This window comes from Paenibacillus larvae subsp. larvae (assembly GCF_002003265.1).
In the GTDB taxonomy this organism is placed as follows: domain Bacteria; phylum Bacillota; class Bacilli; order Paenibacillales; family NBRC-103111; genus Paenibacillus_H; species Paenibacillus_H larvae.
Window position 1 is genome coordinate 1,811,844 of record NZ_CP019687.1, and the last position, 15,927, is coordinate 1,827,770.

Here is a 15,927-nt window from a genome sequence, read left to right on the forward strand (position 1 = left end):
TAAAAAAGATTCCATTCGGGGTTTGGCCACTCTATTTTTGTAAAAACACTCTGCAAGGATACTCATAATAGTATCCTCCTGGTAAGCCAAGTACTTCTGTCAGCTTATCTAATTGTACCCTTGGTCCATCAACCACTGTTTTATTTTTTGACCATCGTGCTTTTACCAGCACCGTCATAGCCTGCAAATGCAATTGTCACTGGAATAGATCACGAAGACCTCTTCCTTATCAAAGACTAGGTCTCCAGACAAGATTGCCAGAACATTCAAAGGGAGCAATTTGTCGATCGGTTCCAAAAAAACTATCCGGATTCATATCACTTACTACAACTCAGAGCGCTTTCAATGGACATAAAATGAGGTGACTCCTGACGAATTCAGAAGTCATCTCTTGACTGCCTAGCAATAAAGGTCCTTTTCTAACTATCCATAAAACGGATCACAGTTCACCTGTACCTTTACGGTCTTTTTAAAGCTGGCTTCCATTATGATCTGGCTACTTTAGGTTTGAAAACACGCCCTAGGATAATAAAAAACATAATCCTCGCCGCATTTTTGCTACCAAATTATTAGTTCATTGCCGGTTTACTTAAAAATCGATTGATATTTTTCCAAGTAGATCTCTCTATTGTTGTTAGATAATGATTGGATGGCAACCCAAAGCTGATCTTTCATTTCAGATACAGCGGACTCTAGAATTTCTTTATTTGCTAAAATTCTTTCTGCTGCTTGATCAATTTTTTTCAACAAATCATCTTCGGCATTGTTTTTTAATGATGTATTTTCTAACCCATATTTGGTTACTACAAATGTATTCTCATTGCTTTTCGTGTTAATCAAGTTAGAATCATCACTTTTTAAACGGTTTCCCGTTTCTGCATGAAATATTTTGATCGTATATGCTTCTTTTAAAGGAATATCCTCTTGACCAGTAGGAACATTTGTTCCTTCAATTTCTTTATCAAAAATGACTTTTTTATTTTCATCGAACACTTGAATCCCCGCATATTTTTTATTCGCATAATAAGTATGAGGATTTTTAGAGGTTATATGAAACACAGCTTGCTGCTGATTTAGATTTGTCCTTAATTCAGCGAATGGATCATCACCTAAACCTAAAAATTGAAACGATGAATTAACTAAATCACTATGTTGAATTCTTTCAATTTTTAAAGTTAGATGGTTTTCTTTTTCTTTAATATAAAGATAATGCTTATCTACACTATATCTTGCTTAGTTGAGTCCGTATAATTGTGTAAAAAGCTAGGTTCCAAAAAATGAAAGGAGCCATATTCATAGCCCTCAGTTAGAATAATGTTGGGACACAAAATTCTAAATATACGAGGTGTTATGAAATGGCTCAATACCAGATTAACGTAGATTCGCAGCTTTTACATCAACTATTTTTGGGAAATTCTCAGGATGCGGGTGTAGCCAAGCTGCTCGAGTCTGTACTGAACCAAGTCTTACAAGCACAGGTGAGTGAACAAGTGGAAGCAGATCGTTATGAACGAACAGAGAATCGAAAAGCGTACCGGAATGGATCGTATCCACATGGGCTGCATACGCGGGTGGGAACCATTACACTAAGTGTTCCGCGCATCCGTGGCGGGAAGTTCACGACAGAGCTCTTTAGTCGTTACCAGAGAAGTGAACAAGCGTTAATCTTAGCGATGATGGAAATGGTCGTAAACGGCGTCTCTACGCGTAAAGTCTCGCAAGTAACCGAAGAACTCTGCGGAACCGAGTTTTCTAAATCCACTGTTTCAGACCTTTGTAAGCGGCTGGATCCCATCGTAACTGCTTGGAATAATCGAAGCCTGGCAGACAGCCTCTTTCCGTTTGTTCTCGTAGATGCGATGTATCTCAAGGTCCGTGAAGACGGTCGTGTACGCTCACGAGGCATCATGATTGCCATTGGTGTAAACACCGAGGGCTATCGTGAAGTCCTTGGCCTGATGCTGGGTGACACAGAATCTGAAGCAAGCTGGAGTGAGTTTTTCAGCTCTCTAAAAGGACGTGGATTACGAGGTGTGGATCTCATTACCTCCGACGATCATGGCGGCCTTGTACGCGCGGTACGGCAGCAGCTGCAAGGGGTAACATGGCAGCGATGCCAGACTCACTTCACGCGAAATGTATTAGAAGCCTCACCCAAAGCCTTGAAGGATGAGATCCATGGCCGTCTACGGTCGATTCTAGATGCTCCTGATACTGGAACGGCAAGGTTTTTATTAAAACAGACCTTAGCGGCTTATGAAGATAAGGCGGGTAAGGCGATGGGCGTGCTGGAAAGCGGATTTGACGATGCTACCGCCGTCTTAATGCTGCCAGAGCGTTACCGAAAACGGCTGCGCACGACAAATAGCGTTGAGCGTCTCAACGAAGAGGTTAGACGCCGGGAACGTGTCATTCGCATCTTCCCAAACCGTGAATCCGTGATTCGTCTTATTGGTGCTCTATTGATGGAACAGGATGAAAAATGGGCAGCCGGCAAGAAATATCTCGACATGACCGAGTACATGGAATGGCGGAAGGATCGGCCAAAGTCCGATGCCAAAGTGACTCGCATTATGTAGCACAGTCTAGCTGAGGGAATTTACACACAAATTTGGACTTGATCATCTTGCTTCTCTTCCAGTTGGAATCTCAATAGTGTACACGCCATTTGGAACATCTTGAACCGTTAGCTCTTTTCCAGTAATTGCTATCCTTTTTACAACTTTACTTCCTTCTTTTAATAATAAATCTTGTCCCTTCAATTGGTTGATATCATCAATATTTAATTGAATCTTTACCGATCCTTTTAATCCTAAAGGAGCAATTTGCTGATTATCTACCATTTCAAAGTTAGAATTAATTAAAATGTCTTTATCTACAAGTTTCCTTGCATTCGATAATTGGGATTCTGAGACGATATCCGCAAGGGAAGCTGTGGCTTTGTAGCCTTTTGAACGATTAATTTCTGCCTGTATTCTATCTGTATAAAGTTTCCATTTTTGCAGAACAGGCGTAAAATCATAGCCACTTGTTTCCCCATAATAGCGATTCATTAAATCTGGAAGTGGATATTTATTAGCATCAAAGCCTTCCTGATTCGCTAATTTACGATATTCTCGATATAAGTGGGTAAAGGCTTCATTCCCAGCTTTTTGTTTTAACATTGTTAATAGAATAAGTTGGAAACGAAGATCATCTACCTCTGTATAGCCTTTCCCTTCTTTTATAATGGCTTGATATAAATTCTTTTCCACACTTTCTTTTTTCCCATAATCAAATAGCCAGCCTATTTTATCCGCATCTTTTCCATTTTTACTATACTGATGTTGAACTCCAAAAAGATTATTTGAAACTTCTCCAGTATACATCCCTTTATTGTCAAACGCTGCTTGATAACCATGGGCTATTTCATGAAGGGGTCCCCAATTATTTTTTTTGAGCCACATATCAACGGTAGCATAGCTATTCGCTGTATAATCATGCGAGTAATAAGCCCCGCCGGCTCCATGAGCATCCGCCTTTAAAAAATACCTATTTTGACTCATCTTATTTGTTCCGGTATCCGTGTCCTCTAAACCGATCATATCATTAAATAATTGAAAAATTTCTTCATAATATTGAATTAATTCATCAATAGATTTAAACTCTTTTAAATTTCGGAGAGCTTCTTTATCTTTTGCGGGCACTAGCAATTGAAAACTTGGACCTTGTACTAGGGCAAAGCCAGCTTGTTCTTTATCCCATTGTTGGAAAAATTCCATTTTATTGCCACATGGTTGATAAATAGGTAATGGAATTTGTTTTCCTTCAATGGTATATTCCACTTCAGCATTTTGGTCCCCATAAGGCGTATCAATAAATGGCACAGAAATAGCATCTGCTTGAATAGTGGACCACTCGGAAGTGACCCCTTCCTTTTTTTCTGTAAGTCTATCATCATTTAATAAGCGCACCGTTAGTTTGTCTTTAAAATGGGGATTCACTTGCCGAATCCGGATGGTGGCTTGTGGTTGAAGAATCACCCCTAAGTCTTGTCTGTCATGATATTTCCCTTTACTGATTCCAGCATTAAATATCCAGGTAGGAGCCACTAAATGATGTATACTTTTTTTCTGCACTGGAGTTAGTGTATTTATTAATCCATTTTTGGTCATTATAAACATATTGTCATTACTTTTCGAATTAATCAAATTAAAATCAGGACTTTTTAAACGAGTTCTTGTTTCTGCATGATATATTTTAATGGTGTATCCTTCTTTTAAAGGAATAGTATCTTGACCGATGGAAACATTCGTTCCTTGAATTTCTTTGTTAAAAATAACTTTTTTATTTTCATCTAACACTTGAATCTCAGCATATTTTTCATTAGCATAATACGTATGCGGATTTTTATTAGTCACACGAAACACTGCTTGCTGCTGATTTAAATTTGTCCTTAAGTCAGCAAATTGACTATCACCTAAACCTAAAAATTGAACTGATTGCTTGACTGATGTATTTATCAATCCATTTTTTGTTACTAAAAATGTATTCTCGTTATTATTTTGGTTGATCAAATTGGAATCAAGACTTTTTAAACGAGTTCTCGTTTCCGCATGATATATTTTAATGGTGTATCCTTCTTTTAAAGGAATAGTATCTTGACCGATGGAAACATTCGTTCCTTGAATTTCTTTGTTAAAAATAACTTTTTTATTTTCATCTAACACTTGAATCTCAGCATATTTTTCATTAGCATAATACGCATGCGGATTTTTATTAGTCACGTGAAACACTGCTTGCTGCTGATTTAAATTTGTCCTTAATTCAGCAAATTGACTATCACCTAAACCTAAAAATTGAACGGATTGATTAAAAAAAATGTCCCAGTTTGCAATGTCCATATGAGCATCAAGGTTTCTTCCTTTAATTTCAATTTTGCCTTTGTACACATTGAAAATAAGGCCCTCATTTATCACGACAGCGCCGTCATTAATCATATGACCAAACGGTGCATGAAACAAATTATCTTTCTCTTTGATGGAGAAATGCGTATGTCCACTAATAAAAACCGTTTGAGGGTAATTAGCCAAGATGTTCTTGACCTGTTCATCCTGAATGATCCCGTCATCTCCTCCCGGTTGGTAACCTTCCCAGTAAGAATCGGGAACCGTATTGAATAACGGCGTGTGGTTGAACACAAAGATCGGTTTGTTTGGATCAGTGTCTTCCGCTAATTTGGCTTCCAGCCAAGCCAGCTGTTTGTCTGAAAAGTCCGCTTGATCTTTAAGAGCTTTTTCTGTACCCAAAACGATAAAATGATATCCGTTAATCCATTTGTCATAATAGACACCAGGCATGCCTGTATATTTGAGGAATTTTTCTTTTGCTTCGTCAAAATCACCAGAAAGCCATCGTACATCGTGATTTCCTAAGGCATAATACGTTTTCGGATGAGGAACTGAATTCATTGCCTTTATAAAAGATTCATAATTGGACTCATAGGCGATCTCCACCAGGTCTCCGGTTAGGAATATTACATCCACATTATTTTGGATGGCGTCATTAAGGGCGTTTTTAATCTTAATATCATTGGGGGCATGCGTATCGGAAATGGCCATAAAACTGATCTCTGGTTTTGTTAATGTTGTTTTATTCATGTTTTCTTCTCCTGTTTTCATTTTTGTTTTGAGATTCGTATAAATTATGTAACCGCTTTTAATGGTGCGTATCATCGCCCTCCTTTCAATTACAAAGTATACCTTTAAAAATAATCAAAAAAGTATATTATATTTCACCCATGGATGAAAAAACCACCTTTAAGCGTTAGCATAGGTGGTGGGCAGTTCATTAATGAATTTGCTAAAAGGAAGGAAAAACCTTGACCAGATGAATCGGTCTAAATAAAAAATAAACCCCTTATTAGGGGGGTTATTCCATAACCTTTTGCACAATATGGCTATCCACATACTGTTTAAACTTTACAATTTTTCCGCTATCGAGTTTCCAAACATGCACAAAATCAGCCTGAAATGCTTTTCCTGTTTTTTTATACGTTCCTGAATAAATACCTTATGGTGCATGCAGAGCTGTTTTTGCTATTTCATTGATTTTCTCTTTAGTAATGGCTGGATTCTTTTTTACTTTACGGATTGAACGGCGGTTGATGATAGCATCTTTCAGATTCGTTGTAGTTAGTGACATTTTTATTCCTCCAATTGGTTTTTAATTAAATTAATTGTTGTAAAAACCTGCATTAGCAATATCCGTCAATACTGCATTGCATTCCTGCCAATTCGATTGTTTCCTTTTCCTCCAGTTCCCGGTCAATAGCTTTAGCTAGTCGTTCTTTGCTGGCCAGCCTTGAATCACTTCTTCCCCGATAATAAACGTTGGAACAGCCGTAATCTGTGCTTCGCAGGCATCCTTTAGAGCCTCCTGGTGCATTTCCCGGTACTTTCTCGATTCCAGTGCTTCCTTAAATGCGTCTTTGGAAAGTCCCACTTCACCAGCCAATGCTGTCAGTACTTCGATGTCCTCAATATTTTGTTCCTCTTGGAAAAATGCGGTAAATACTCTGTGATGAAACTCATTTCCTTTCCCATGTTCCCTTGCAAACTGATAACCTTCAAAAGCCAGATGTGTATACGGATGGGGGGATACACGAGGCAAGCGCATTTCAACTCCAAATTTTTCGGCAGTTGGAAGAATAAAAGCCTCCCACGAACTTAGCTTGTCAGGTTCCTGCCATGGGTCAATTTTTGGGTATGAAACAGGCCGCAATTCAAATGGCATCCATTCTACTTCTACATCTTTTTCCTTGACGATCTCATCTATATAAGTTGAATCAATATTCTTAGCAAACCTTGGCAAGGAAAAAGGAACCATTTGTCGAATAAGAAACAGATCAAGAATAGACAAGTGGGGATGACAATGGATAAACATACCGAACTGGCAAAAGTAACGGCAGCCATGCAACAAACCAAAGAGCGCCGAATGTATGAACGCTACCAAGCGATCTATTTGCATTTGAAAGGCACATCCATGAAGGCGATCGCTGACATTTTGAATCGAAACCGAATGACGGTGAGCAGTTACATTCATACGTACGAGAACGGTGGACTGGGAGCCTTGCAAATCAAGCATTCCTCAGGTGCTCCTACTCGGTTGACGAAGCAGCAGCAGGATCGCTTGAAACAAACCGTCGCCTATTCGGTTCCCCATGAGGTCGGCTTTACGGCAAAGCACAACTGGACGCTTGAACTGATTGCCACGTACGTGGAACGCGACTGGGGCCATTGCTATTCGCTCCGAGGCATTTCCAAGGTCATGGAGCGGCTAGGGCTCAGCTATACGAAACCGACCTACACGCTCGCAGCAGCAGATCCCAAGAAACAACGCCATTTCACCGAAACGACCTTTCCTGAACTGAAAAAAAGCTACTGAACGAGGAGATTGATCACTTGCTGTTCGAGGATGAGTCGATGATCCGGGACTACCAGGCGATTCAGAAGACCTGGTTCCTTCGCGGGAAGCAACGCATCATTCCAACCACGGGCAAGCATCGTGGGGTCAAACTGCTGGCCACGGTTGACTATGAAACGGGACACATCGTTTGGCAAGAAGATGAACAGTACACCGCTGAAACGTTTCTTTCCTTTCTTCAAAAGGTCATGGCGACTTATCCAACAGGGAAACTGGCTCTGGTTTTGGACAATGCCCGGATTCATCATGCAAAGCTGCTTCGGCCGTTTCTGGAAGCGCAAAAAAATCGGCTTGAGCTTGTGTACTTGCCTCCATACAGCCCTCAGTTAAATATCGTAGAAGGACTCTGGAAATGGCTCAAGTCCAGTGTGATCAATAACGTATTCTATTCGGCCGTTTCCGAAATCCGTCTGCGTGTCGGGCAATTTATGGATGAAATCATGAAGCATCCTCATGCCATTATTGACCGGCTGTGCGTGCGACTTTGATTGCTATTTTCTTTCGTTCAACTTATATAGCGGGCCTTTTCCCAAAAAACAAAACGGACATATAAAATCGGAATAAGCTTTAATTTTTACAGTCTAAATATGTCATTCTCCTTTCCTTTGTATCATTCGCCCTTAGTTATAATCAAACAAGTTACAACAAAAGATAAAAAAAATGGGTATCCTCAATATAGAGAATAGCACTCCGTACACATATTATATATGGCCTCATATGTAACCATTATAGTTACAACTAAAACCCTTTTTTCAGTTTTAACCTGCCTAATCTGTATTGCAGTTTTTTGGAAGGATTATAGACAAAAAGCCCCGTTCAAGCCGTATAAAGTCATACCTTTTACAACTCAAGCGAAGCTCCTAAACCTAGTAATCCGCATAACCTTACCAGTCAATCTTGACCAGGTTAAATTCCATAACGCTGTGTCAAGGCTGACACCATGTCGGCTACCTCTTCCGGCTTTACGAAATCGGAAGCAGAAGCGTCTGTCACATGTCCTGCTTCCAGGCGCTGCCGGATACAACGAGTAAATACGGCTGATTCGATCGGCCCGAGACAATCAGATAGGCTGGCCATCTGGTCAAGGGCTACCAGCGGATATGCTCCAGTATCCGCTCCTGCCGCTGCCTTGTCATAGAATGCTCTTGCCAAGGCAGCTTTATCTCCTCCCGTACCTTCTACAATGTTGAAAGCCTGTACCGCCAGAGCCTTCGATTGCCTGCGCTGGGCTATGCCGCAAAACTTGCGGCCGCCGATACTAAGGTCGTAGTCTCCTGGGCAAAAGGAGCCTGTGACCTCCCCTTTGGCCACCTCAGAGGAATGAGCGGCCAACGCATCTCGGATCAAAAGGAACATCCGCTCGAAGTCGTCATGAAAATCAATAGCTCCCTGAGGTTTGGGGAGCATTATCGTAATATTCACCACTCCAAGGTCGAGTGGTACAGCAGCCCCGCCAGAGTTTCGCACAGCTGTCTGAAAACCCTTCCCTTCCAGTTCCTGCTTAGCTTCTTTGGCAAATGGAAGTTTGCTGTCCCTGAGCCCCATGACAAAAGCCCGCGGATGACGCCATATATGAATCATGGCTTTTCCCGTCAGGCCTACTTCCTTCATCATCAGTTCTTCAAGGGCAAACGGAGTAAGAACAGGTGTATGATGTGCATAAGTATGTTCAAGCCAGATCCATTCGTCCGGCAATGTGATGGTTTTGGCCATGAATGATCCCCTCTTATCCTTTCTCTCTAGTAACCTAAAACTATTGTACGGGATTCAATTCAGAGCCGCAACGCATCTTCTTATCGCTTCTAAGTATCCGCCAGAATATTCATTGTTTTTTTAAACAGGGGGATTGCTTTATTCGGAGCATCCGGCGACTCTCCCTCCACCACAACAGCCACAGCATATCTGGCATGATGGTAAGGGCCGAAACCGACAAACCATTGATTAACAGTTTCCTTTCCTGCCTGTCTGACTTGCGCTGTTCCTGATTTGCCGGCAAGCTGCCATTTGGCATCCCTAAGAGCTTTTCCCGTTCCTTTAAGTACAACTTCACGCATGCTTTCCAACAGGAATTTGCTGGTTCTGAAAGATATTCCGTCTCTTCGGGCTTTTAGAACGCGAGGTTTAAATACTTCCCGGAGAGTGCCGTCACGAAACCGGATATCCTGGACCAGGCGCGGAGATCTAACTTCCCCATGGTGCAAAAGGGTTACAATCATGTTGGCTGCCTGAAGAGGAGAGATTTTAACATCCCTTTGTCCGATAGAAGTTTGCATAAGAACTCCCTCTTCTTCTTTTTGAGTTCCTTCCGCAAATAATTGGCCAGCTTCCTCTCCATCCACCTGAGACACTTCCCTGTCTGCGATCCCCGTTTTTCCGCTCCATCCTACCTTCTTGAGAAGCCCCATCCGTTGTGCTGTCCGGTCAATCTCATCTGCACTAAGGCGTTTGGATAGTTCGGCAAACACTAGATTACAGGAAGAAGCAAATCCTTCCTTAAGGGTTAGTTCGCCATGTCCGGCATGATTCCAACAAGTGAAGCCGTATTTTCCGTAATCTCCTCTGCAGAAAAAGGTTTCGTCTGGGGATACAACCTCTTTCTCCAGGGATGCCGCTGCCATAACTGTCTTGAAGACGGAACCCGGGGCAATCGCTTTGACCGCATGATTTTTCCAGCCGTCCTGATCAGGCTGAACATGTTCCTGATTAAAGTTAGGCCGGCTTGCCATAGCAAAAATATCCGCATTTGAAGCATCCAAAACTACTACAGAACCCATTTTAATATGCAAGCGGTCCATTTCTTTCTCAATAATTTCCTGAACAGGCTGATCCAATGTTGTTCTTACCTGCAAAGGATAGTAGGAAGTTTCCGGAGCAATTACTCTCATATTCAGTCCTTGCAGAGGACGTTCTTTTCCATCGATAAAATAAGAAAGGGAGGTTTGGCCTATCCCCCGAAGCCAAGGTTCAAATGCCTTTTCAATTCCTGAGCCTCCGATTCGGGCTTTTAAATCCAACTTTCCCTCCCTGGCCTGATCCGGATACAGAGCAGACAGCTTTTGGGGGTTCTGGCCGATAAATCCAATAACCTGTCTCGCTAAACTTAAAGCCGGGTACCTGCGTGTATACGGAATAGCCTTAATATGAGGAAGTCCCGATTCCCGAACAGCCTCGGCTTGTTCCTTAGTCAGTTCTACCGGAAAAAATCCGTTATTTGCCGACCCATCTGATATATGTCGTGTCCAGAAAGACGGTTCTTTCAACTCTTTAATAAACCGTTTCCAATCTTCCTGACGGATTTTCAACAATTTGAGCAGCTTTTGGGTAGGCTCTTCCCATTTTGATTCGTCAATGCGCAGCGGGAAAACAAGTAGTGCCATGACGGGTCTGCCTGTAAACGTCCGGCCGGCCCTATCCGTAATTTCTCCCCTTCCCGTATCCAGAACCAGACCGCGCTGCCGCTGCCAAACTGATTGCTCTATCAAATCTATACCGGATGAAGTGAGATTACGGGCAGCCAGAAGCTGTATCCAACCAAGGCGCATAACCAGGACTGCGAACAAGAAACATAACCCCATCAAGACTAGAAAGGAACGGTACATCAAAACCGGATTCTTTTTGCACCTTCTCTTGCTATGCTGTTCAGATTGCCAAGATGATTGATGTCTATTCAAGAGTCTCCCTCTTTCAGCCAATAGCTCGAACTGTTTGTTTAGTATACCCCCTTCCTTCTTTTCCCATGTATACAGAAAAAGCCGGCTTCTCTTCTATTTGAAGACAAGCCGGACATACTAAAGCTTACTTAGAACTATTATACTTTAAATTTGCTTAACGAATCCTTCAGGGAATTGGAGAGCTGCTCCAGTTTATCAGATAAATCAACCAATCCCTCACTGATATTTAGCTGCTCTGTACTTAGGGAAGCCACTTCCTCCGAAGTAGCTAGTGATTCCTCTGCCACAGCACTGACATTGGTCATAGCATCGGAGAGTACAGCCTGGGATTCATCCAGCTCGTGAATAGACGAGCTGACAGTATCCAACTGCTCAATGAATGCCACCATCTGCTGCTGAACCTGCTGGAATATCGCATCCGCTTTCTTCACAGATTCCGCCTGCTCCTGGAAAACAGGATAAGCAGCCGTTAATGTGGAAACCGTTTCATCAATTTCATTTTCGATCGAACGGGTAATACCAGCAACCACATCAATGGATTGTTTGGATTGTTCAGCCAGCCCCCTGATTTCATCGGCTACAACCATAAAGCCTTTACCGGCTGCTCCGGCTCTGGCTGCCTCGATTGTTGCGTTCAAGGACAAAATATTAGTCTGCTTTGTAATGTTATGAAGCATATCCAAAATTTTGCGGATCGATCTTGTATTGTCATTAAGCATAACCACTTTATTTAACATATTTCGTACGGTTTCTTCTGCTGCATTTGTCTTTGTACGGAGGTTCTTCATATGCCGGGTCCCTTGCTCACTGGCGCTGCGTACACCTGCGGCGGCCGTCCCCATTTCAAGATTGGCCTCAATGACTTGCTGCATCTGTTTTCCGATATTATGGGAAAGCTCGTTACCCCGTTCCGATTCTGCAGCCAATCCGCCGGCGCCATTGGAAATTTCTCCTGTTGCAACACCGATTTCCTTTGCTGAAGCAGCTGTTACTTTGGATGCATGAGCTAACTCACCCGAGGTGCTCAGAACCTCCTGGGCAGAACGGCTGGTTTGCTGGACAAGCTCCGTAATCTGGCTCATCATTTCGTCAAAGCTTTGTCCAAGCTGGCCGATTTCATCCCTGGACTTATAATTGGCCCGAACCGTAAGGTTCCCTCCGGCCCCATCCCGCATCAGCCTTCTTACATTTTGTAAAGGCTTGCCTAACATTCTGGCAACTATCCAGCCGATTAAACCAGCTAAGGCTGCCCCAATTACAGCCATGATAATTGTCACGTTAAGAATAATACCGGCATCTTTGACAAGTGCAGATACGGGCAGTGCCCCAAACATGAGCCATTTGGATACGTGAAGACGGCTGAACATAACCTGTTCCTCGTTATTGTCAGTAAGGAAAGATGCCGAAGATTTGTTAGTGTCCTTCTCCGGAATCTTGAAATCCGTCTTCTTGCCGATCATTTCTTTATCTGCAGAATAGGCGATATTTCCTTCCATATCTGTCAGTTGAACAATACCATTATCCCCAAGATTCAGTCCTTCCAGTTGACGGTCCAGTACATCTACACCAATCTCAAGCATGATGAGCCCGATGACATTATTTGTACTGGTATCTCTTAAGGAACGGCTGAGGGCAAAAGCAGGGGAGTTGCTAAAGTAACCTTTAGGCCGGGTTATTGCCCAGGTTGCCTGCCCGTTATTCTCTACAGCCTGTTTATACCAAGGCTCTTCGCTGTATGTCTGCTTCTCCGCAGTGCCTACACTGATGCCGGTGGAAGTAATGGGTCTGCCGTCCTTATCAAATAAAGCGATGCCTCTTAATGATTTATTGGAGAAAAGAACCAGATTCAATCTCTCATTCAGATCCCTCGATATTTCCAGCATCTCATAGCTGCTGTTTTCTGCCTTTTGGGCAGCAGTAAGTCCTTTCTGGATTTCTTTGTCCATGAATAATTGCAAGGAAAGTTCATCGTATGTATTAAACACAACATCCAGCTTCTCGGAAGCTTGTACAATGGTCTGTTCGGATGCATTGCTTACTTTATCCTGGATGACACCCTGGGAGATGATATAAGACAATGTCCCCACGGCTAAAACAAAAAACAAAATACTGATAAAAAAGACCAGAAACAATTTCATGCTGACGGAGCGGGCCGGGCTGACAAAGCGAATTTTCTTTTTTTGTCCGGTCCCCCTGTTGTCCTCATGTTTTCGGCCGAAGCCCAAGCTCCCCCTTTTTATGTACTGCTTTAAACTGTCGGCCAGATCCGAGATCTTTTTATTCAATACATTCACCACCATCAGTTATGTAAATATACTTAGGCCAAAGGGCCTGTATTCTATTATCGGTAAGTCATTCGCCTGAAATCAAGCCTTTTCCTTTGTAAAAAATGACAGCTTATTTTGCAGCATTTTCCTATACACCTTTTCCCGCCCCCTCTTTAAGACCTGCAATCTTCAAAAAAAGCTTCCCGGCCCTTAAGCCGGAAAGCTTTTTCTTTAACGGAACAAGGAAGCCGGAGCTCCGGTTCGCTTACGCATCATGTCCCATTTTTGTACAGGGAAATCCACTTTCATTTTGATCATCTGAAGAGGGTGCCTTGCGGCAGATAACAGTTCCCCCTCCTCGTCATGGATAGTCCCGACCGTTTGCTTGAAACTGGTTCCGCCCGGCCCGTAAAACTCTACTTCCTGTCCGGGTTTAAAGTGATTCCGCTGTTGGATAGTTGCAATTTGAGTATCCGGATCATAATCCATGACTACTCCGGCAAAATCGAACAGGACAGCTTTGTCCTCAGGTCCAAATATATGGTCTTCGTGACCTGGCCGGTCGTAGAAAAAACCCGTATTTAAAGGCCGGTTCGCCGCTTTGTAAATCTCGTCCTGCCGGGCCTGGTTGAGGCTGTAAGTCTCAGAATTATCAAAATAAGCGTCAATTGCTTTGCGGTAAGCTCCTACCACAGTAGCTACATAGTGAAGACTCTTCATCCTTCCCTCGATTTTGAAACTGTCCACACCCGACTCAATCATGTCCGGAATATGTTCGATCATACAAAGGTCTTTAGCGCTCATCATAAAAGGATCATCTTCCTCATCGAATAAAGGAATATCGGATGCAAGACGAGCTCCGTTCAACTGTTCTTTTGCATACAAATCATATTTCCAGCGGCAGGATTGGCAACAGCCCCCACGGTTAGAATCCCGGTCAGTAAAATGATTGGACAGCACACACCGGCCTGAGTAGGAACTGCACATCGCTCCATGGATGAAGGCTTCCACTTCCACGTCAACCTTTTGCTTGATCTCATTAATATCGTTCATGCTGACTTCACGGGCCAATACAACGCGGTCAGCTCCTTGGTTTTTCCAATATTTAGCCGTCCGCCAATTCGTTATGGATTGTTGTGTGCTGACATGCAGTTCAAGCTTAGGAGCTACACGCCGTGCAGTCTGCATGATAAGCGGATCCGCAACAATAATGGCATGAATGCCGACGTCCTCCAAACGGCGAAGATAATCTTCCAGCCCCTCAATATCCTCATTATGGGCATAGATGTTGGTAGTGACCATTACCTTCGCCCCGTATTTGCGGGCAAATTCAACGCCTTCCTTCATTTCCTCGAACGTAAAATTATCCGCATTGGAACGAAGGCCGTACTTTTGTCCTCCAATATATACAGCATCTGCTCCGTAATGAACGGCAAATTTCAATTTTTCCAGACTTCCGCCCGGAGCAAGAAGCTCCGGCTTTTCCAGTCTGACCCTTTTAGCCCGGGCACGGGCTTCCACTAGCGTTGACATCCTGTGTCACCCCTTTGCTGTTTCTTCGATTTTGGATATATGCAAACTATCGATATCAATACACTTGCTCTTTATAGAAAAAGCCGAAAGTTAGTTCACGATCCGGATCTTGCAGTTGTTGAATCTGTTCCAGCCACTCCTCCTTGAATACATAACTTTCAGGATCCTGGGCATAAGAGTCAATAGCCGCCCGATAGCTCCGGATAACCGTTTCGTTATATTCGGGGCTTTTCAGCAGACACTCAATCTTGAGGCTGTCTATTTCCCCTGCCAGAAGCTCATGCAAGTCCTCCAGCATACAGATATCATCCGAACTCATTACATGGGTACCGTTGCTGTCCTCATACACCGGCAATTTCTCTTCCCTGCGTTCATGTTCAATCAGGAAAAGCCCCCGCTCCTTAGACGTATCCAAATGAGACGCATTCTTTCCCTGATGGGAAGCATACACATGCAGCAAATCCCGTTTGGAATGATAAATATTCGTCATCCCATGTACTTGAACCTGAACCTCTACTTTAGCGTGCTTTTTAAATTCAAGGACTTCCTCCAGATTCAACTCTCTGGCTAATACAGCTCTGACTGCTCCCTGTTTTCCCCAATAATTGGCTGTTTCATAATTAGTAGTGGTCATTTCCGTATTCCAGTGCAGTGGCAAATTCAGATTATTCTCCTGAATCGCCATAATGACAGCAGGGTCCCCAAAGACAACGCCATCTACCTTCAATTCATGAAGACGGATCAGATAGGCATCCAGCATATTGGCCCGTTCATTATCAAACAAATGATTAACTACCCCATATATTTTGGCTCCGTGTTCATGAGCCCAGGGCACAGCCTGTTCCAAATCTTTCACAACCATATTTCCGGGAAGGCGCAGGCCGTATGTTTCTTCCCCGACGGCCACGGCATCTGCACCGGCTTCTATATATCTTTTCAACTCTTCGAAAGAACCGGCGGTAACCAGCAGCTCCGGTTTTTTGCTCATGTCT

General features: G+C 43.0%; 9 protein-coding genes and 4 pseudogenes. 2 read left to right on the forward strand and 11 right to left on the reverse strand.

What is annotated here, in order from left to right:
• Positions 1-585: 585 nt before the first annotated feature.
• The gene (locus BXP28_RS09415; protein ID WP_077585024.1) at positions 586-1,200 is read right to left on the reverse strand and encodes a putative mucin/carbohydrate-binding domain-containing protein; all 615 of its coding nucleotides are present in this window, start codon (positions 1,198-1,200) and stop codon (positions 586-588) included.
• A gap of 155 nt (positions 1,201-1,355) precedes the next feature.
• Between BXP28_RS09415 and BXP28_RS09420 the strand changes: the two genes are divergently transcribed.
• Positions 1,356-2,579: an IS256 family transposase gene (locus BXP28_RS09420; protein ID WP_023483236.1), complete on the forward strand. Its 1,224-nt coding sequence runs from the start codon at positions 1,356-1,358 to the stop codon at positions 2,577-2,579.
• Positions 2,580-2,621: 42 nt separating this feature from the next.
• Here the strand turns inward: BXP28_RS09420 and BXP28_RS09425 are convergent, their stop codons facing one another.
• The 4 genes and pseudogenes from BXP28_RS09425 to BXP28_RS09440 all read right to left on the reverse strand — a co-directional run bounded on the left by BXP28_RS09425 (position 2,622) and on the right by BXP28_RS09440 (position 6,867).
• Positions 2,622-5,639, reverse strand: a complete 3,018-nt coding sequence (locus BXP28_RS09425; RefSeq protein WP_158673681.1) for a putative mucin/carbohydrate-binding domain-containing protein — start codon at positions 5,637-5,639, stop codon at positions 2,622-2,624.
• A gap of 271 nt (positions 5,640-5,910) precedes the next feature.
• Positions 5,911-6,051: pseudogene (locus tag BXP28_RS23255) on the reverse strand (nuclear transport factor 2 family protein); the annotation flags it as partial.
• A 3-nt stretch (positions 6,052-6,054) separates the two neighbouring features.
• Positions 6,055-6,183: pseudogene (locus BXP28_RS09435) on the reverse strand (nitroreductase family protein); the annotation flags it as partial.
• 52 nt (positions 6,184-6,235) lie between these two features.
• Positions 6,236-6,867: pseudogene (locus tag BXP28_RS09440) on the reverse strand (DsbA family oxidoreductase).
• Between the two features lie 39 nt (positions 6,868-6,906).
• Between BXP28_RS09440 and BXP28_RS09445 the strand changes: the two are divergent.
• Positions 6,907-7,952 (forward strand): IS630 family transposase gene (locus BXP28_RS09445; protein WP_096761125.1). Its coding sequence is split into 2 segments (ribosomal slippage): positions 6,907-7,410 and positions 7,413-7,952, totalling 1,044 coding nucleotides; the frame shifts between segments, so codons are not numbered across the junction.
• 6 nt (positions 7,953-7,958) lie between these two features.
• On the opposite strand, the pseudogene BXP28_RS25560 reads toward BXP28_RS09445, so the two are convergent.
• The 6 genes and pseudogenes from BXP28_RS25560 to BXP28_RS09470 all read right to left on the reverse strand — a co-directional run.
• Positions 7,959-8,036: pseudogene (locus tag BXP28_RS25560) on the reverse strand (DsbA family oxidoreductase); the annotation flags it as partial.
• 334 nt (positions 8,037-8,370) lie between these two features.
• Positions 8,371-9,177: a lipoate--protein ligase family protein gene (locus BXP28_RS09450; RefSeq protein ID WP_023482805.1), complete on the reverse strand. Its 807-nt coding sequence runs from the start codon at positions 9,175-9,177 to the stop codon at positions 8,371-8,373.
• A gap of 89 nt (positions 9,178-9,266) precedes the next feature.
• Complete coding sequence (locus BXP28_RS09455) at positions 9,267-11,135, reverse strand: peptidoglycan D,D-transpeptidase FtsI family protein (protein ID WP_077585025.1); 1,869 nt, start codon at positions 11,133-11,135, stop codon at positions 9,267-9,269.
• A 137-nt stretch (positions 11,136-11,272) separates the two neighbouring features.
• Positions 11,273-13,420: a methyl-accepting chemotaxis protein gene (locus BXP28_RS09460; protein ID WP_077585026.1), complete on the reverse strand. Its 2,148-nt coding sequence runs from the start codon at positions 13,418-13,420 to the stop codon at positions 11,273-11,275.
• Between the two features lie 213 nt (positions 13,421-13,633).
• Positions 13,634-14,935, reverse strand: a complete 1,302-nt coding sequence (locus BXP28_RS09465; protein WP_036656404.1) for a peptidase U32 family protein — start codon at positions 14,933-14,935, stop codon at positions 13,634-13,636.
• 55 nt (positions 14,936-14,990) lie between these two features.
• Positions 14,991-15,923: a peptidase U32 family protein gene (locus tag BXP28_RS09470; RefSeq protein ID WP_023482801.1), complete on the reverse strand. Its 933-nt coding sequence runs from the start codon at positions 15,921-15,923 to the stop codon at positions 14,991-14,993.
• Positions 15,924-15,927: the final 4 nt, after the last annotated feature.